The sequence below is a fragment of the Erwinia aphidicola genome (genome assembly GCF_024169515.1).
Lineage (GTDB): Bacteria > Pseudomonadota > Gammaproteobacteria > Enterobacterales > Enterobacteriaceae > Erwinia > Erwinia aphidicola.
Window position 1 is genome coordinate 4,519,673 of the sequence record NZ_JAMKCQ010000001.1, and the last position, 18,564, is coordinate 4,538,236.

At 53.4% G+C, this 18,564-nt stretch carries 17 protein-coding genes and 1 pseudogene; 11 read left to right on the forward strand and 7 right to left on the reverse strand.

The genetic code is table 11. The annotated features are described in order from the left end of the window. Positions 1 to 6 precede the first annotated feature (6 nt). The 3 genes from J2Y91_RS21110 to J2Y91_RS21120 all read right to left on the reverse strand — a co-directional run bounded on the left by J2Y91_RS21110 (position 7) and on the right by J2Y91_RS21120 (position 2,856). A complete protein-coding gene (locus J2Y91_RS21110; RefSeq protein WP_133623408.1) occupies positions 7 to 918 on the reverse strand; it encodes a pyridoxal-phosphate dependent enzyme in 912 nt (303 codons plus the stop codon). Positions 919 to 950: 32 nt separating this feature from the next. Next, a complete protein-coding gene (locus J2Y91_RS21115) occupies positions 951 to 1,649 on the reverse strand; it encodes a helix-turn-helix transcriptional regulator (protein ID WP_133623407.1) in 699 nt (232 codons plus the stop codon). Between the two features lie 121 nt (positions 1,650 to 1,770). Further along, complete coding sequence (locus tag J2Y91_RS21120) at positions 1,771 to 2,856, reverse strand: mechanosensitive ion channel family protein (protein ID WP_133623406.1); 1,086 nt, start codon at positions 2,854 to 2,856, stop codon at positions 1,771 to 1,773. A 383-nt stretch (positions 2,857 to 3,239) separates the two neighbouring features. Between J2Y91_RS21120 and J2Y91_RS21125 the strand changes: the two genes are divergently transcribed. The 3 genes from J2Y91_RS21125 (at position 3,240) to J2Y91_RS21135 (ending at position 6,367) form a co-directional block, all read left to right on the forward strand. Beyond that, the gene (locus J2Y91_RS21125) at positions 3,240 to 3,905 is read left to right on the forward strand and encodes a hypothetical protein (RefSeq protein ID WP_133625044.1); all 666 of its coding nucleotides are present in this window, start codon (positions 3,240 to 3,242) and stop codon (positions 3,903 to 3,905) included. Positions 3,906 to 4,369: 464 nt separating this feature from the next. Continuing rightward, positions 4,370 to 4,840: a GNAT family N-acetyltransferase gene (locus J2Y91_RS21130; protein ID WP_133623405.1), complete on the forward strand. Its 471-nt coding sequence runs from the start codon at positions 4,370 to 4,372 to the stop codon at positions 4,838 to 4,840. A gap of 1,083 nt (positions 4,841 to 5,923) precedes the next feature. Continuing rightward, positions 5,924 to 6,367 carry a hypothetical protein gene (locus tag J2Y91_RS21135; RefSeq protein ID WP_133623404.1) on the forward strand — a complete coding sequence of 148 codons (444 nt, stop codon included), beginning with the start codon at positions 5,924 to 5,926 and terminating at the stop codon, positions 6,365 to 6,367. Between the two features lie 283 nt (positions 6,368 to 6,650). Here J2Y91_RS21135 and J2Y91_RS21140 read toward each other — a convergent pair. From J2Y91_RS21140 to icd, 4 genes and pseudogenes are all read right to left on the reverse strand, one after another. Continuing rightward, positions 6,651 to 6,907: pseudogene (locus J2Y91_RS21140) on the reverse strand (DDE-type integrase/transposase/recombinase); the annotation flags it as partial. An 80-nt stretch (positions 6,908 to 6,987) separates the two neighbouring features. Further along, positions 6,988 to 7,302: a hypothetical protein gene (locus J2Y91_RS21145; RefSeq protein WP_133623402.1), complete on the reverse strand. Its 315-nt coding sequence runs from the start codon at positions 7,300 to 7,302 to the stop codon at positions 6,988 to 6,990. A gap of 19 nt (positions 7,303 to 7,321) precedes the next feature. Beyond that, positions 7,322 to 8,035: a YoaK family protein gene (locus tag J2Y91_RS21150; RefSeq protein ID WP_133623401.1), complete on the reverse strand. Its 714-nt coding sequence runs from the start codon at positions 8,033 to 8,035 to the stop codon at positions 7,322 to 7,324. A 1,219-nt stretch (positions 8,036 to 9,254) separates the two neighbouring features. Then, the gene (gene icd / locus J2Y91_RS21155; RefSeq protein WP_048916323.1) at positions 9,255 to 10,505 is read right to left on the reverse strand and encodes an NADP-dependent isocitrate dehydrogenase; all 1,251 of its coding nucleotides are present in this window, start codon (positions 10,503 to 10,505) and stop codon (positions 9,255 to 9,257) included. A 102-nt stretch (positions 10,506 to 10,607) separates the two neighbouring features. On the opposite strand from icd, the gene rluE reads away from it, so the two are divergent. The 8 genes from rluE to J2Y91_RS21195 all read left to right on the forward strand — a co-directional run bounded on the left by rluE (position 10,608) and on the right by J2Y91_RS21195 (position 18,501). Further along, positions 10,608 to 11,264 (forward strand): 23S rRNA pseudouridine(2457) synthase RluE, encoded by a 657-nt coding sequence (gene rluE, locus J2Y91_RS21160; protein ID WP_133623400.1) that lies wholly within the window; start codon positions 10,608 to 10,610, stop codon positions 11,262 to 11,264. A gap of 48 nt (positions 11,265 to 11,312) precedes the next feature. Then, entirely contained in the window at positions 11,313 to 11,786 is a 474-nt protein-coding gene (locus J2Y91_RS21165; RefSeq protein WP_048916325.1) for an NUDIX domain-containing protein, read from the forward strand. A 67-nt stretch (positions 11,787 to 11,853) separates the two neighbouring features. Beyond that, positions 11,854 to 12,972: a tRNA 2-thiouridine(34) synthase MnmA gene (mnmA, locus tag J2Y91_RS21170; RefSeq protein WP_048916326.1), complete on the forward strand. Its 1,119-nt coding sequence runs from the start codon at positions 11,854 to 11,856 to the stop codon at positions 12,970 to 12,972. A 24-nt stretch (positions 12,973 to 12,996) separates the two neighbouring features. Beyond that, positions 12,997 to 13,641 (forward strand): high frequency lysogenization protein HflD, encoded by a 645-nt coding sequence (gene hflD / locus J2Y91_RS21175; protein ID WP_048916327.1) that lies wholly within the window; start codon positions 12,997 to 12,999, stop codon positions 13,639 to 13,641. A gap of 29 nt (positions 13,642 to 13,670) precedes the next feature. After that, positions 13,671 to 15,041 (forward strand): adenylosuccinate lyase, encoded by a 1,371-nt coding sequence (purB, locus tag J2Y91_RS21180; RefSeq protein ID WP_133623399.1) that lies wholly within the window; start codon positions 13,671 to 13,673, stop codon positions 15,039 to 15,041. A 121-nt stretch (positions 15,042 to 15,162) separates the two neighbouring features. Then, on the forward strand, positions 15,163 to 15,831 hold the full coding sequence (gene phoP, locus J2Y91_RS21185) for a two-component system response regulator PhoP (protein WP_048916329.1): 669 nt from the start codon (positions 15,163 to 15,165) through the stop codon (positions 15,829 to 15,831). Then, positions 15,832 to 17,295 carry a two-component system sensor histidine kinase PhoQ gene (phoQ, locus tag J2Y91_RS21190; protein ID WP_133623398.1) on the forward strand — a complete coding sequence of 488 codons (1,464 nt, stop codon included), beginning with the start codon at positions 15,832 to 15,834 and terminating at the stop codon, positions 17,293 to 17,295. A 78-nt stretch (positions 17,296 to 17,373) separates the two neighbouring features. After that, complete coding sequence (locus J2Y91_RS21195; RefSeq protein ID WP_133623397.1) at positions 17,374 to 18,501, forward strand: ribosomal protein uL16 3-hydroxylase; 1,128 nt, start codon at positions 17,374 to 17,376, stop codon at positions 18,499 to 18,501. The last annotated feature ends 63 nt before the right edge of the window (positions 18,502 to 18,564 follow it).

The window sequence follows — 18,564 nt, forward strand, 5'->3', positions numbered from 1 at the left end:
TATCTGCTAGCCTGCAAAATTCTTCAGCGCATCGACGGTGGTGGTGGAGCCGCCGCAGACAATCACCAGCACATTGTTCAGCCCGGCGGCGGGGATTTTTTTGCCGTACAGCAGGGCCAGCGCCGCGCCGCAGGCCGGCTCCACCAGCGTGCGGTGATCGTCAAGAAATGCCAGGCAGGCATCAACGGCTTCACGATCGCTGACGCGCAGCGGGATGACCGGCCTCTCTGCCGCCACGTCGAAAGCACGCTGGCACACCTGACGCGCCCCTAGCGAGGTCGCTATTCCGGACAGTTGCGCAAGCTCGGTCAGGCATCCCGCCTGCAGGGATGCAAAATAAGAAGCCATGCCCTGGGTTTCGGCAGCATATATCGGCACATCGTGCAGCCCGTTACGCCGCAGCCCTTCATCCACCCCGGCGAGCAGCCCGCCGCCACCTACCGCGACGACAACCGCATCCGGGCGCACACCTTCGGCCATCACCTCATCGATCATCGAGGCATGGCCCTGCCACAGTAGCGGGTCATCAAACGGATGGATAAACACATCGTCATTCCCCCGCAGCGATTGCGCCCGTTCGTTGGCTTCTGACCACATGCTGCCATGCACTATGACCTCGGCACCCTCTATGGAGAGCAGATGTTTAGCGCGCTCGGTGGTGGTTTCCGGTACCACCACCACCGTCGGCACGCCAAGCCTGCGCCCGGCATAAGCCACAGCCAGGCCGGCATTACCGCCGGATGAGGTGATGAAACGCTTTGCACCATTGGCATAGTGCTGCTCACAAACATAGCCAATACCGCGCATCTTGAACGATCCGCTGGGCTGTGAGGCTTCCATCTTCAGCCATATGCGCGTGTTTGCCAGCTGGCTGAGGGGCAGAGATTCAATCAGGGGGGTAACGATATTCAGGGACATAACCACGACTCCAGAAAGGGATAACCGGACGATCAGCTGCCCGATTTTTTAAGTTCATCCAGATAGTTATAGATGGTGTAACGCGTAATACCGAGCGCTGCGGCGGCTTTCTCGACGCCGCCTTTCATCAGGAAGATCCCCTTCTCCTGCATCTGCCTGACCGCCAGCAGCCTGGCCTTTTTGCTGTCGGCCCTGCTGCTGCCCGGGCTGAGTTCCGTGGCGCTGGTGATGATGTCGCGCATCAGATCTTCGATATTTTCATGCGCGGCCTCAATGGTATTTTGTCGCGGCGCCGCATCATCCTGCGGGGGAATGGTGCGCGTAAGGCTTTGCAAAATAGTCAGCGCATCGCTAATGCTCTGGTTATCGACGTTAATGCAGAGCGCGGCAAAAGGCGCTTTCCCCGGGGTGCGATAAAAGGCGGTGCTGCTGCGCAGTGGCGCACCGCTACTGCTGTAGGTGGGGTAATCCAGCATCAGGGTGACCGGCTCAGCGCTCGCATCCATCGCGCTGATAAAGGCTTTGTCACTGCGCAACCCCGTCAGCACCGAGTCCCCTCTGCGCCGCCCGGTCACGTGCGGATTGGCGATTTCGGCAATGGAGAACTCCGGCGAGCGCAGATCGTGCAGCACCACTTCGGTATTGGCAGCAATCACGCTGCCGATAACGCGCACCGCGGCGGCCAGCATCAGCAGGAGATCGTCCTGGTAGCGAGAGTCAGCGAGGTTCATAGCAGATCTCTGTTAAACATTATGTTGACGATAATAGCGATAAACGCGTTTAGATCAACATAATGTTGATCTAAACGCGGATCTCTCTGCTTCCGGCCAGGCCGCTGGGAGGATTTGATGATTAACTGGCGGAGCGCGTGTCCCCTGACACAGAGTCGGTGAGTGTCGCCCTCACATGAGGCAGGCTCTGAGGATAGTTTTGCTGAACGAACTCAATCATTCTTTCGCGCACGTAGCAGCGCAAATCAAAGGCCGTTGGCGAGTTCTGCGCCGTCATCAATAACCTGATGGTCATGGTTTTTTCATTCGTATCGGTCACCTGCAGTACCTGAGTCTGCTTATCCCACAATTTGGTTTCGCTGAGGATCTGTTCAAAATGCTTACGCAGAGGCTCTAACGGCATGGAATAATCGAGGTAGAGAAACACAGAGCCTAAAATTTGTGCGTTATTACGCGTCCAGTTCTGGAAGGGATTTTCGGTAAAGTAGGTAATGGGAAGCACCAGCCGACGCAGATCCCAGATACGCACCACCACATAGGTCAGGTTGATCTCTTCAATCCAGCCCCACTCATTTTCGACCACCACGGCATCATCAATTTTTATCGGCTGCGTAAACGCTATCTGAATGCCGGCAAACAGGTTAACAAGCGACTTCTGCAGGGCAAAGCCGATGATGATCCCAGCCACGCCAGCACCGGCCAGAATCGTCGTGCCAAATTTACGCACGCTGGGAAAACTGAGGAGGATCAGCGTCAGGCAGAATGACACCAGCAGCACAATAGCCACTTTCTTGACATACATTATCTGAGTGCGAATTTTACGCGCGCGGAGATTATTCGACAGATTAATGTCATAGCGTATAAAAAGCATATCTTGCGCAACATTGGTCAGGCGAATGAGAATAGAGCAAAATGATAGAATAATAAATATATTAAGCGTGGTGGTAATAAAGCCCAGAGAGCCTGGCTGAATATCAATATAATGAATGCCGACGTTGATTATCATCAGCGGGATGAAAAGAAACAGCGATCCGCGAAGATGTTTTTCCAGCGACTTAAACAGCTTACGGTCACGACTCTGCCAGTAGCGGATGAACCTGAGCAGGATAAACCGGGCGAGGAATCCCAGGACGAGTGAGAGCGTGACGAGCAATACAGCAGGGACCCAGGTTGGCGCACCAGATAACTCACCAAATATCATTTGCATCCTTTACCCTTATAGCCAACTAACAACCTCAGGCTGTCAGATAAGTAACAAAATAAGTAACCGTTGTCTTGCCGGTTATCTGCGAAGTGATGATTGGCACAGATGAAACCTTCAAATCCGCTTCGCGACTGTTTGAAAATCTCGAAATGCGCCAACAGCTTAAGGTTAGCACAGATGCACCCCCCTGAAATTCTGGGGGCGACGACCGAATCAGCGTCAGTGAGCAGGCGCGGTTGCCAGCTGGCCGGATGCTTCGTAAGCAACTTTCTTATCCTAACCAGAGGCCTGCGGCTCAAGTAGAGATATGGCCTGAACGCTGTTTTCGAACAGCGACAATTCAGGCAGTATGGACACCCGGTAAAACATCAATGAAAAGGGATTTTATGTCGCCAAGATCGCCACTGCTAACGTTACCTCTGCTGACAACCTCGCTATTGCTGCTAACGGGCTGCCCGCCTGCACCAGACCTCACTCAGTGGCAGCGCCCAGATACCGATATCGACGGCGTGCGCGTTGCGATGGGTCAATGCGGCGTGCCCCTCCCCGGCCCCGATATCCCGAAAACCGACAATGAGTCAGTTCTCTATTATCAGTGCATGGAGAAAATGGGTTTTACCCGCAAGGACGGTTTCAAAATTTGCAGCGTTCGCGTCTATCATGATACGCCTGCCTGCCGCAGTCAGGAGCAGGGGCACCCCTTGAGTCAAAGCCAGCTCGAGGCGCTGCCTTTTGTCGCAGACAGAGGGTTTCATCCGATAAAGCCGGAGTCCGGCGTGGACACGTCTTCGCTGATTAGCTGGCGTCAGGCCGGGGCATCGCGGCATTTTTCTCACGAAATTGAAAATGACCGGCAGGCGCTGACGGTGATGTATCAGTGCGGCTATCCACAGCCTTTAGGCTCGGTGCCTTACGTGCCGACGCTACGCAAAGCCGCTGAAGTTCAGCGTTGCATGCTGGATAAAGGCTTTGAGCCGAAAAACACGCTCAGCCTGGTCTGCCGCAATTACCCGCAGGTCACCGGCTGCCCTGAGCCGCTTGCCAGGGATTAACCACTCAATGGCGGGAATATCGCTTTCTGGCACCTTGCAGGGGGTCAGCTTACCAATAGTTGTGGTTAAGAGCGGGTTCAGATACCCCTTCAATAGCACCGGCGTTGACGCGTTTAAAAGCGTCGATTCGCCGCCAGCCATTACTGAACTTTCAATATCTCCTGCGCGCACCGCTGCCGTCACCTATTCCGTGACTGGCGCGCTGCGCAGTAAGAACAATAGTGGAATGCTAAATAATCAGCATCGAAATGAACAACCTGTCTCTTTGGCCAATTAATCAAGCTGTCGACAAATAAAACCCCTACCCAGCCTGGTCGAATATAGTTAATGAACATTTTCTGAATAAGTTTTACCGTATACTCAAAAATTACTCGTCAAAACAGTGATGCGCGATCACTATGAAATCGAGTATGATAGTTAAGTCGCATCTGCGTCACATAACAGGTAATGGCATTCAGGAATAGATGAAAATGACTACAGGATATTTGCGCCCTATCAATGAAAGAGAGCTTCAGCAATGGCAGGCTTTGTCTCATGACGATTATGTTATCGATTTAATGAAAAGTTTCGACTACCCAAGGAATAAAGCAGAGCAAGAAGCTGCTGAGGCAATACAGAAAGCATTACCTCTAGGGCTCAATACTCCACTGCAGCATATTCGCATTTATGAGCACGAACATCATGCTGTAGGCTACCTTTGGTACAGCCTTGAGGAGCGCTCAGCGTTTTTACTGGATCTGATGCTCCTGCCGTCTCACCAGGGAAAGGGGATTGGAAAGAACATGATGCAGGCGTTGATTAATGAACTGCGTGATGCAGGCGCCAATGAACTTGAACTTCGCGTCGCGCCGCATAATCAGCGGGCTATATCCCTGTATGAACAAGCTGGTTTTCGTCTGACGGGCCTGGATATGCATCTAACCCTTACTCGATAAATAACAAACCAGGTATATTCCCAGCCCCGACCATCTGACCATTTAACCCGGACAACTTTATACTGGGGTGGCTTGGAAACCGTCATAGAGCCGGAGCAAAGCTTAATGAGAAGCTTATCGAATACTAAGAGGTAAGCCTCTCATTTAAACCATTTATCTGATTGTCTCTTGTGACGGGTTAAATGTCCCCACTATTTTTAATGGACATTATCGCGTGAAATGCCGCTGTAGTGGTCGACTGCTGAAGTATCCCCAGAAATGACTTCTATCGCTAAACGTCCGCAAACCGGTCTGAGCTCAGCCTGAGCACGCCGGAACCGCAAAAGACGCTCCCTGCTGGCCTCGGCACGCGGCATCCCTGCCGCGTGACGTCCGGCTTACCTCTGGCCGAGCTCATCCCCGCACTATCATCGTGCTCGCTGTGGGTTTTCAAACCGCGACGCTGAGGCTTTGGGTGCAAGGAGGGAGGGCTGATTGCAGCAGGCCCACGGCCAGGGATGGCCGTGAGCCAGGCTACAGGGATGTATTCATGCCGGTGCGGAAAGCAGCCCTCCTTCCTGAAACCGGGCACCTGTCATCCCGCGATAAAATTCAGAACAATATTTTGTGGGGATACCTCAGGGGTCGACTGGCTTTGTCGCATTCGTTTAGGCGGGTTAATAACCGTTGCGCATGGTCGCAACGACCGCCGGCTATGTACTTCGCTTACTTGCAGGACCGTAAGGTCGTGCGTACTCAACATCACCTCACCAGGTAGCGCGGTATTTTGCAGGCAGATGCCTGGAGTGAACGCGCCAGTTGAAGCTCAACCGGCTCATCGAGGTAACAACCATTGCGTTTAATTTTGTTCAGTGATCTGACCAACCAATGGGTAATGGAATGCTTCTTCCGGAGCCAGAAGACAAAATGGATACCGGCGAAGGGCCAGGACATACAGGAAAGCTGGCATTTTATAATTTCATTTACTTTTCATTTAGATAACCAGAGTATTATGTAACTCGCATGATACTATCCTCTCTTTAGCTGAAAGTATTTGAAAACTTTCTCTTCGATAAGATGTTAATATTTTATAGAGGTATATTAATGATATTCTGGTTTCGTATTTCACTTGCCACTTTATTGTCAGCAGCATTTGGATTTACATTTCATGTATTATATGGAAGAGGAGTGGCTGCTGAATACATGGATAATGCCATAAAAACAGGCAAGATGGACGGCGTATTACAAGAGCCTTACCCCTTATATATTATAGTTATCGCTGCGTTGACCTCTTTGATACCTACTATAGGAAAGGTTTTTATCTGGTTGTTTGTTCGTGATAAACTCCCTGGAAATAGACTCTTAACTAAAGGATTTGTTTTCACCTGTCTAATGATTATTGCTGACGGAGGATTATTACGCCAGGACTTCATGAATCTCCTTGTAGGAATGCCTATGGATGTTTGGTTTGTACATGGTGCGGAACAATGGATTATTGTTCCAGTTATGTGCTTTCTTATTGTTTTTTTATCCCCTAAGAAGATATGAAAAAATAATATTGTCAGCATACTTTTTGTAAGCGTCATTATTGATGATTTCAAGTGACCAGCTAAGATCAACCAGACCTTTATCGTTTTCCAGTATTGGTTTTCTGACTGATTAAGTGATTATCAACCGTGATTTTCATGCGTCTGGAGGCCAGTCATGCACTGAGCAGTACGCCACTGCCATTTCCTGGCACTGTTGCAAAGTTCGCGATGAGGTAGCCTTTTGTCTTATTAATAGGCCTCACATTTCAAAAATTCTGCTTATCAGACGCATTTCGCCCAGGCGGGCAACGACCTTCGCATTTGAGTAACGCAGCGCACGTCCATAGTTAGGCGCTTTATCCGTGTTAATGGAGCGTGGGAACTGTCACTTCTTCACGTTATTGAAGATTTTACCCAAGAACCGGTATGCCGCCTTGCTGTTACGACGCTGGGAGAGGTAAAAATCGACAGTGCGGCCCATGCTGTCAACTGTGCAGTACCGGCGAACCGCCCATAGGATGATGTCTCTCTGAAAATGCCGGCCTTTGAATAGGTTCATGTGTTACTCCATCAGCAAATGGGGCGATCAGTCTATCACCTACAGATTTTTGCAACAGAGCCCATTTACTGGCCTTGGCCTCATTCTGGCGCTGTCATTTCAGAGACTTCATGCTGGAAAACGTAAGGGTCTGACAGCAGCTGGAACTGCTCATCATCCGGGTAGGTCACCGCCACGTGATAATCCTCACCCGCGAATGCTTTTACTGCCGTGAGGTCTAACCAGTAAGTCGCGAGGAAGAAATGCTCCCACTCGCCCTGAGTTGCGCGCCGGACAAATGCTCCCTGATTTCCGGGGGTGTTTTGAGAGTGTTCAATACCGGTTTTCTGCAGGTGTGCGCTGAAGCCTTCGGCATGTTTGAGAGGCACGCAGCCGTGCCAGGTTCTGACGATCATGGGCTATTCCTTTTTTTCATCAATCCTTATTCTTATGCAGCATGTTGTGCAATGCCAGCATAATCACACATATCCCTACAAATATCAGAAACCCATATCCCAGCAGATGGAACAGCCAGATACCCGCCACTCCACCGAAAAGAAATGCCCCTAACGTCGAGGCGTGCAGCCTGAGCCTTTCAAGATATAGCGGGGCATCTTTAGGGGATTCTTTGCGTCTGACCACATCAAATAACATGGCCAACTCTATACCTATATCCGTAGACGTTCCTGAAATATGCGTTGTTCTGACTCGTGCGTTGGATATTCGCGTTACCACGGCGTTCTGTAATCCCATCAGAAAACTCAGGCTCAGGATAAGTATGACGCCTGCTGAAACAGGTTTCAGCCAGATTTCAACCATACCCAGTACGACAAGGCCAATCCCCTCACAAATGATGTTCACGGCATAAACCGCGCGCATGTTTCTTCTGCGACCCGCATTGATCATAAAGGTAGAGACTGCTGAGCCGGCGATGAAGATACAGACAATTTCGAAAAAGAAAATGCCGGGTGCAAGGTTGGCTTTAGCAAGGTGATCCGATAGAGAAGAGACGTTACCGGTCATGTTGGCAGAGAAAAAGCCCACAACTTCAAAGGCTGCTGTGTTCAGGGCTCCGGCAACCGCAGCTAGCGTGCAGGCAAGTTTGGTATCTGCACTGTTGCTACGTAGATTTTCAGTACTAATTAACATAGAAGCAGCCGCGTTCAACTGAGGTCATCCTATGTTCCGCTCATTTCAAATCAGGAACAAGACCACAAACTGAAAAAGGAAAATGCTCCGGTTGCCTAAAGCATTGCTGGCGAACGATCTTCACAGGTGCGCAGTTCCGAAAACGCACGCCAGAGTGACAGATGCCTGTCTGTTCATTCATACATACTGATTGAATGTCCACTTATTGTACTACTTCAGCTCAGCTTATGATTGAAGGGGTAGTTATAATGACTCTCAAGTCAATTCCCACTTCAGAACTTCCAGCAAGATTTCGCTGATGTCAGTGCCGCTATCGCAAGGCTCGTGCAAAAGCTAAGACATCTGATTCAGAACACCGAATTTTCGACACTTATGAGTATGGGTATCAGTGCTGGTCTTTCCCGGTAAAGACCTAAAAGTAAAATCAAACGCGGGCGCAGTACCGGTTTTTTTGGCCTGACTTTCCTCCCCTTCTACCTGATACTTGCTCTGTACTCATCGAATTATATTAAAGTTTTTCCTAACGCGAGGAGAGTGCTCACGCAGCTTAGGCTGTGTTTGGATTACCTTTCCCTTGCACGAATTTATGCCTGTGTAACGCAGGCTTTTATCTGCATCTAACGACTTGAGCGAGAGAGGTGCAAAATCGGAACGATGAAGATTAATCATAGTAGCACGCTATCTAATAGCGCATTAATGAACTACCTTAAAGAAAGGATCCATTGCTGGTTCCATTTAGGGTGCAGATTATACCGCCGGCAGCTTGCCGGTTTTTTTTTTGCCTAAAATTGCAATTATAACTGGCACTACTAAACTCAAATTGACACAAGATAGTGTCAACCTCATAGAGCCATGGCTCTGCGTAACAAGGATTTTCGCCCGCCATAACTTTTGCGGGCAATTTTTTGCATGTTTTTTAGTGCCACATTAGACTGGTTTTACTTGCGCATCACCTGCGCAATTGTTACCTGGTAAGAGATTTATCTCTATCAATCGCGAGCGGTTCAGAGCCTCTACTTAGTTCATTTAGGGCATGCAACGTCGCAAGCTGTGCATGGCGAGCTCCATCACAACCACGTTCAATAAAGCCAGATTATATAGAACTGTAATTAGGCTGAGTTTTATACAGTTTGGGGAAGGGTTGTGGGGACGTTTAGAGGAAAAGTTTTCTCGGGGTGAAACGATGGCGGGAACACGCGGTCCCCGCCGACAAACACCATTACATGTGTTTGATCATCGCGTCGCCAAACTCTGAAGATTTCAGCAGCTTAGCGCCGTCCATCAGGCGCTCAAAGTCATAGGTCACGGTTTTGGCAGCGATTGCGCCTTCCATGCCTTTAACGATCAGGTCTGCAGCTTCGAACCACTCCATATGGCGCAGCATCATCTCTGCGGACAGGATAACGGAACCTGGGTTCACTTTATCCTGGCCTGCATACTTAGGTGCGGTGCCGTGGGTGGCTTCGAACAGGGCACATTCGTCACCGATGTTTGCACCCGGAGCAATACCGATACCGCCAACCTGCGCCGCCAGGGCGTCAGAAATGTAGTCACCGTTCAGGTTCATACAGGCGATAACGTCATACTCGGCCGGACGCAGCAGGATCTGCTGCAGGAACGCATCGGCAATCACGTCTTTAACCACGATCTCTTTGCCGGTGTTCGGGTTCTTGATTTTCATCCACGGGCCGCCATCGATCAGCTCGCCGCCGAACTCTTCTTTCGCCAACTGGTAACCCCAGTCTTTGAAAGCGCCTTCGGTGAACTTCATGATGTTGCCTTTGTGAACCAGCGTAACGGAATCACGGTCGTTAGTGATGGCGTATTCGATGGCAGCACGAACCAGGCGTTTGGTGCCTGCTTCAGAGCACGGCTTCACGCCGATACCACACTGCTCAGGGAAGCGAATTTTCTTCACGCCCATCTCATCACGCAGGAACTTGATGACTTTATCTGCTTCCGCGCTACCCGCTTTCCATTCGATACCTGCATAGATATCTTCGGAGTTCTCGCGGAAAATGACCATATCGGTCTCTTCCGGGCGTTTAACCGGGCTTGGTGTGCCGGTGTAGTAACGGACAGGACGCAGGCAGATGTACAGATCCAGCTGCTGACGCAGGGCAACGTTCAGGGAACGAATACCGCCGCCGACCGGGGTGGTCAGTGGGCCTTTGATGGCTACGCGATATTCTTTAATCAGTTCGAGAGTTTCTTCTGGCAGCCAAACATCCTGGCCATAAAGCTCTACCGATTTCTCACCGGTATAAATTTCCATCCAGGAAATCTTACGCTCACCGTTGTAAGCCTTCTGCACAGCGGCATCGACAACTTTAATCATCACTGGAGACACGTCAACGCCAATGCCATCACCTTCGATAAACGGGATGATTGGATTGTTTGGTACGTTGAGTTTTCCCTGGACCAGGGTGATTTTCTGACCTTCCGCCGGAACAACTACTTTGCTTTCCATTAACCTCTCCTATCGAGCGCTTTTTTGTTAATGATTTGTAAGATGCGCGTCAATACTACTTGAATATTGACTCCGCGCCAATCTTCTCGGGTTTGCGGTATAATGCGCCTATTGTTACCAAGTGCAAAGACTATGCGAAAAACTCCCGTTACGAATCACCGCCTTAAACGTTTCAGCCAGCGTAAAGCCGCACCGATCGTGGACAAAGGCCCGCGTACCGTGGTGCTGTTTAATAAGCCTTTTGACGTGCTGCCACAGTTCACGGATGAAGCCGGGCGCGCCACGCTGAAGGATTATGTTCCGCTGCCGGGTATCTACGCCGCCGGGCGTCTTGACCGCGACAGCGAGGGGCTGATGGTGCTGACCAACGATGGCGCACTGCAGGCGAAGCTTACGCAGCCGGGTAAACGCACCGGGAAAATTTATTATGTTCAGGTGGAAGGCGACCCGCAGGAGAGCGACATTCAGCCACTGCGCACTGGCGTAAATCTGAAAGATGGCCCTACTCAACCTGCACAGGTAGAAAAAGTGGCCGCTCCGGAGTGGTTGTGGGATCGTCAACCGCCCATTCGTGAACGCAAGGCCATCCCGACCTGCTGGCTGAAAATCACCCTGTTTGAAGGGCGCAATCGCCAGGTACGCAGGATGACCGCACATATTGGCTTCCCGACTTTGCGTCTGATCCGCTATTCAATGGGGGCACTGCAACTCAACGGGCTGGCCCCCGGCGAATGGCGCGATATCAGCAGTGAAATCTGACGACTTCGCGTGTGACAACCCATGCGCTTTAACCTAATGGAGAGCACCATGTTTAAACCGCACGTAACCGTAGCCACCGTGGTCCAGGCCGAAGGGCTGTTTCTGGTGGTGGAGGAGCGGGTGCGCGGGCGTGCCACGCTGAATCAGCCTGCCGGGCATCTGGAAGCCGATGAAACGCTGCTGCAGGCCGCCGTTCGCGAACTGTCCGAGGAGACCGGTATTGATGCCGTACCGCAGGCTTTCTTACGCCTGCACCAGTGGATAGCGCCGGATAACACCCCGTTTTTACGCTTCCTGTTCGCACTCGACCTGCCAAAAGCTGTGGAAACTTATCCGCAGGACCGCGATATCGACCGCTGCTGGTGGCTGCCGCCGGAGGAGATTATCACTTCGCGCAAGCTGCGTTCGCCGCTGGTGGCGGAAAGCCTGCAGATTTACCTGAGCGCCCCGCGCTACCCGCTGGAGATCCTCAGCGCCTTCCAGTGGCCGTTTAGCGAGAGTGCGCTGATCGCCGACGCATGATAGAATGCGCCGCAATTTTATCAGAGTCGCCTTTAACGACTCCTTAAAACTTAAAGTCGGGTAATTCATGTCAAACAGCTCTAATAGCCAAAAAAAAGTGATCGTCGGGATGTCCGGCGGTGTTGACTCCTCCGTTTCCGCCTGGCTGCTGATGCAGCAGGGCTATCAGGTTGAAGGCCTGTTTATGAAAAACTGGGAGGAGGACGATGGCGAAGAGTACTGCACGGCGGCGGAAGATTTAGCCGACGCGCAGGCAGTCTGTGACAAACTCGGGATTTATCTGCACACGGTCAACTTTGCCGCCGAATACTGGGACAACGTGTTCGAGCACTTCCTGGCGGAGTACAAAGCTGGCCGCACGCCAAATCCGGATATTCTCTGCAACAAAGAGATCAAGTTTAAAGCCTTCCTCGAATTTGCCGCCGAAGACCTGGGTGCCGACTATATCGCTACCGGTCACTACGTGCGCCGCGCGGATGTGGACGGCAAAAGCCGTCTGCTGCGCGGTCTTGACGGCAACAAAGATCAGAGTTACTTCCTCTACACCCTCGGCCATGAGCAGATTGCACAAAGTCTGTTCCCGGTGGGTGAATTAGAGAAACCCGAAGTGCGCCGCATTGCCGAGCAGCTGGAGCTGGTGACCGCGAAGAAGAAAGATTCAACCGGTATCTGCTTTATCGGCGAGCGCAAATTTACCGAGTTCCTCGGGCGCTATCTTCCCGCGCAGCCAGGGCCGATTGTTTCCACAGAGGGCGATACCGTAGGCCAGCATCAGGGGCTGATGTATCATACGCTCGGCCAGCGTAAAGGGCTGGGCATCGGCGGCACTAAAGACGGCAATGAAGAGCCGTGGTACGTGGTCGATAAAGACGTCGCCGGCAATACGCTGGTGGTGGCGCAGGGCCACGATCACCCGCGCCTGATGTCGGTGGGCCTGATTGCCCAACAGCTGCACTGGGTTGACCGCGAAGTGCTGAGCGCCCCGCTGCGCTGCATGGTGAAAACCCGCTATCGCCAGGAAGATATCCCCTGCACCGTAACCCCGATCGATGCAGACCGCATTGAAGTGCGTTTTGACCAGCCGGTTGCCGCAGTGACGCCGGGTCAGTCAGCGGTATTTTATCTCGATGAAGTTTGCCTTGGTGGCGGCATTATCGAACAGCGCCTGCCGCTGGTAAACGCGTAATTCGGTCCGCATACAGGAGTAAACGTGGCGAAGAACTATTATGATATTACTCTGGCGCTGGCGGGCATCTGCCAGTCAGCTCACCTGGTGCAACAGCTGGCGCATCAGGGCCAGTGCCCGCCGGACGCGCTGAAAATCACGCTGAACAGCCTGCTGGACCTCAATCCGTCCTCCACGCTGGCGGTGTACGGTGACAATGAAGCCAATTTGCAGTTTGGCCTGGAAACCCTGATTGCGGTGCTGAACAGCAACAGCCGCCAGGGCCTGGGCGCCGAGCTGACGCGTTATACCCTGAGCATGATGGTGCTGGAGCGTAAGCTCAACGCCAGTAAAAGCGCGCTGAATGAGCTTTCAACCCGCATCGCCCAGCTCGATCGTCAGCTGGCGCACTACGGTCTGGAGTCCGATACCCTGCTGAGCGCCATGGCCGCAATTTATGTCGACGTAATCAGCCCGCTCGGCCCGCGCATTCAGGTCACCGGTTCTCCGGCGGTTCTGCAAAATGCCCAGGTGCAGAGTAAAGTTCGAGCCTCACTGCTGGCGGGTATCCGCGCAGCAGTGCTGTGGCAGCAGGTCGGCGGTGGCCGCCTGCAGCTGATGTTCTCCCGTAACCGCTTAGTCAACGAGGCGAAAGCGATTCTGGCCCGCATCAACGGGACCGCAACCTGATTTTATTAAACCGATCTGGAGCAGCAACAATGGAATTATCCTCTCTGACCGCCGTCTCACCTGTTGATGGTCGTTATGGCGACAAAGTCAGCCCACTGCGTAGTATTTTCAGCGAATTTGGCCTGCTGAAATTCCGCGTTGAGGTTGAAGTTCGCTGGTTACAGAAACTGGCCGAAACCGCTGTGATCAAGGAAGTTCCTGCATTTGACGCCGACGCAAACGCTTTCCTTGATGCCATTGTCAGCAATTTCAGCGAAGCTGATGCTGCGCGCATTAAAACCATCGAGCGTACCACCAATCACGATGTGAAAGCCGTCGAATACTTCCTGAAAGAGAAAGTTGAAGCCGTCCCTGCCCTGCACGCGGTATCTGAATTTATTCACTTCGCCTGTACCTCTGAAGATATCAATAACCTGTCGCACGCGCTGATGCTGGAAACCGCTCGCCGTGAGGTGATTGTGCCTTACTGGAACAAAATCATCGCTGCAGTGAAAGACCTGGCGGTGCAGTATCGGGATATCCCGCTGCTATCACGTACCCACGGCCAGCCAGCCACCCCGTCCACGCTGGGCAAAGAGATGGCGAACGTCGCTTACCGCTTCGAACGCCAGCTGCGCCAGCTGGAACGCATCGAAATGCTGGGTAAAATTAACGGTGCTGTCGGTAACTATAACGCCCACATTGCGGCCTATCCGGAAGTGGACTGGCATCAGCTGAGCGAAGAGTTCGTCACTTCCCTGGGCATTACCTGGAACCCGTACACCACGCAGATCGAACCGCATGACTATATCGCCGAGCTGTTTGACTGCATGGCGCGCTTTAACACCATCCTGATCGATTTCGATCGCGACGTCTGGGGCTACATTGCGCTGAACCACTTCAAGCAGAAAACTATTGCCGGTGAAATCGGTTCTTCTACCATGCCGCACAAGGTTAACCCCATCGACTTCGAAAACTCAGAAGGTAACCTGGGCCTGGCGAACGCGGTGATGCAGCATCTGGCAAGCAAACTGCCGGTATCCCGCTGGCAGCGCGACCTGACCGACTCCACCGTGCTGCGCAACCTTGGCGTGGGCGTGAGCTATGCGCTGATTGCATACCAGGCAACGCTGAAAGGCATCTCCAAGCTGGAAGTGAACCGCGACCGCCTGCTGGACGAGCTGGACCACAACTGGGAAGTACTGGCCGAGCCAATCCAGACCGTCATGCGCCGTTACGGCATCGAGAAGCCTTATGAGAAGCTGAAAGAGCTGACCCGCGGCAAGCGTGTCGATGCGGAAGGCATGAAGGTGTTTATCGACGGTCTGGCGCTGCCGGAAGAAGAGAAAACCCGCCTGAAAGCGATGACGCCAGCGAACTACATTGGCCGTGCTGTGCAGATGGTTGACGACCTGAAGTAACCCCTCCCCACGCGGGCTGGCGCTAGTCAGCCCGTGTTAAGCTGCTGTTTATCTGCTTCCTCCTATACTCAAGGCAGTTTATGCTGTCGACTCCGGCAGTTCTTTGTTTAAGGATTAGATTATGCGTGTGTTAGTTGTGGAAGATAATCCACTGCTGCGTCATCATCTTGCGGTACAGCTGCGTGAGATGGGTCATCAGGTGGACGCCGCCGAGGGCGCGAAAGAAGCTGACTATTTTCTCAATGAGCACACTCCGGATATCACGCTGGTCGACCTCGGCCTGCCTGATGAAGACGGCATGGCGATGATCCGCCGCTGGCGCAGCCAGGAAGTGCGTCAGCCGATTCTGGTGCTGACCGCGCGCGACGGCTGGCAGGCAAAGGTCGAAGCGCTGGAAGCCGGTGCCGATGACTACGTCACTAAACCGTTCCATATCGAAGAAGTGGTGGCGCGCATGCAGGCGCTGATGCGCCGCAATAGCGGGCTGGCCTCACAGATTATTACCCTGCACCCTTTCCAGGTGGATCTCTCGCGCCGCGAGCTGACCATCAACGACAACCACATTAAGCTGACCGCCTTTGAGTACACCATCATCGAAACCCTGATCCGCAATGCCGGAAAAGTGGTGAGTAAAGATTCGCTGATGCTGCAGCTCTACCCCGATGCTGAACTGCGCGAAAGCCACACCATCGACGTACTGATGGGGCGCCTGCGCAAAAAAATGCAGGCGGAGCATCCGCTGGAAGTGATCACCACGGTGCGCGGTCAGGGCTACCGCTTCGACCTGTAAATGCGCTTTAGCTGGCGCCGAAGAAAACCGCTCTCGCTGCGGGTCCGTTTCCTGCTTGCTACCGCTGCAGTAGTGTTAACCATGTCTCTCTCCTACGGCATGGTTGCCGTGGTGGGCTATGTCGTTAGCTTTGATAAGAATACCTACCGCGTTCTGCGCAGCGAAAGTAACCTGTTTTTTACCCTTGCTCAGTGGCAGGACAATAAGCTCAGTATCGTGCAGCCGGAGCGGATGAGCCTCAATTTTCCGGCGCTGGTGTTTATCTATGACGATCGCGGCAACCTGCTGTGGCAGCAGCGCGACGTGCCGGATATCCGCAGCAAAATCCGCCGTGAATGGCTGAATAAATCTGACTTTTACGAAATCGATACCAATAACCACACCAGCCGCGAAGTGCTCGGCAATGACCGTGATGCGCAGAATAAGCTGACCGCCTATGATGACGACGGGGATGACACCTTTACGCACTCGGTGGCGGTTAACCGCTATGAGGCCACGGCTAGCCTGCCGGAACTGACCATTGTGGTGGTCGACTCAATCCCGCAGGAGCTTCAGCACTCGGACGTAGTCTGGTCGTGGTTCAGCTATGTCCTGCTGGCCAACCTGCTGCTGATTATTCCGCTGCTGTGGCTGGCGGCGCACTGGAGCCTGCGCCCGATTGGCGCGCTGGCGGGCCAGGTGCGCGAACTGGAGAGCGGCAGCCGTGAAACGCTCGATCCCGCGCCGCCGCAGGAGCTGAAAGGGCTGGTGCGCAACCTGAATATGCTGCTGGATAACGAACGTCAGCGCCATACCCGCTATCGCACGACTCTGAGCGACCTGACCCACAGCCTGAAAACGCCGCTGGCGGTATTGCAGACCACGCTGCGTTCACTGCGCGGTGGGCAGAACCTGTCGGTGGAGCAGGCTGAGCCAATTATGCTGGAGCAGATCAGCCGTATCTCGCAGCAGATTGGCTATTATCTGCACCGCGCCAGCATGCAGGCGGATCACCACGCGCTGAAACGCGATCTGCACTCCGTCCCTGCCCTACTCGACAGCCTCTGCTCCGCGCTGAACAAGGTCTATCAGCGCAAAGGCGTGGTGCTGACGCTGGATATCTCTCCCGAGCTGATTTTCGTCGGTGAACAGAACGACTTTATGGAAGTGATGGGCAACGTGCTGGATAACGCCTGTAAATACTGCCTGGAGTTTGTGGAGATAACCGCCCGTCAGACTGACAACTCACTCCACCTGATTGTTGAGGACGATGGCCCCGGCATCCCGGAAAATAAACGCGATCTGGTGTTTATTCGCGGCCAGCGCGCCGACACCCTGCGCCCCGGCCAGGGGCTGGGCCTGTCGCTGGCACGTGATATTCTGGAACAGTACGCCGGTGATATCATCGCCAGCGCCAGCCCGTTGGGTGGCGCCCGCATGGAGGTGATCTTCGAGCGCCAGGAGCCGCTGCACAAGCACGAGTAACAGATTTCTGCGTGGTGGTACACAGCAACTGCCGCGCGCTGTTATAATCGTTTCACTTTCGCGTTTCAGGAAATCATCATGGATTATCAGCTCGATCTCAACTGGTCCGACTTTATTCAGCGCTACTGGCAGAAACGCCCGGTAGTGCTGAAACGCGGCTTCAAAAACTTCGTTGACCCGATCTCCCCGGATGAACTGGCCGGCCTGGCGATGGAAAACGAAGTCGACAGCCGACTGGTCAGCCACCAGGATGGAAAATGGCAGGTCGCTCACGGCCCGTTCGAGAGCTATGACCATCTTGGCGAGAACAACTGGTCGCTGCTGGTGCAGGCGGTCGATCACTGGCATGAAGCGTCTGCCGCGCTGATGCACCCCTTCCGCACAATCCCCGACTGGCGTATGGACGATCTGATGATCTCCTTCTCGGTGCCGGGCGGCGGCGTGGGGCCGCATTTCGACCAGTATGACGTATTTATCATTCAGGGCACCGGCCGTCGTCGCTGGCGCGTGGGTGAAAAAACCGAACTGAAACAGCACTGTCCGCATCCCGACCTGCTGCAGGTGGAGCCGTTCGAGGCGATCATCGATGAAGAGCTGGAGCCGGGCGATATTCTCTATATTCCGCCAGGATTCCCGCATGAGGGCTATTCGCTGGAAAATGCGATTAACTACTCGGTGGGATTCCGTGCGCCAAGCGGGCGTGAGCTGATCAGCGGCTTTGCCGACTACGTGCTGGCCCGCGAACTGGGCAGCCGCCGCTTCAGCGACCCGGACGTGCAGCCACGCGAGCATCACGCCGAAATTCTGCCCGCGGAGCTGGCGGGCATTCGCGCCATGATGCTGGAAGTGATTGACCAGCCGCAGCACTTTAATCAGTGGTTCGGCGAGTTTATCTCCCAGTCGCGTCACGAACTGGACATCGCGCCGCCGGAGCCGCCGTATCAGCCGGATGAGATTTATGATGCGCTACAGCAGGGCGAGCAGCTGTCACGCCTGGGCGGTCTGCGCGTGGTGTCGATCGGTGAAGCAGTGTTTATCAACGGTGAGCAGGTGGAATCCCCGCACCGTGCTGCCCTCACTGCGCTGGCCAACCAGCTGACGCTTGGCCAGGAACAGCTTGGTGATGCGCTCGACGATCCGTCATTCCTTGCGCAGCTTGCCGCGTTGGTAAACAGCGGCTACTGGTATTTCCCGGAAGAAGAGTAAACCTTTGCGGGGCGACCAGAACAGCGGTCGCCCCCTACGAAATCTTGCCGTCGTAGGGGCGGA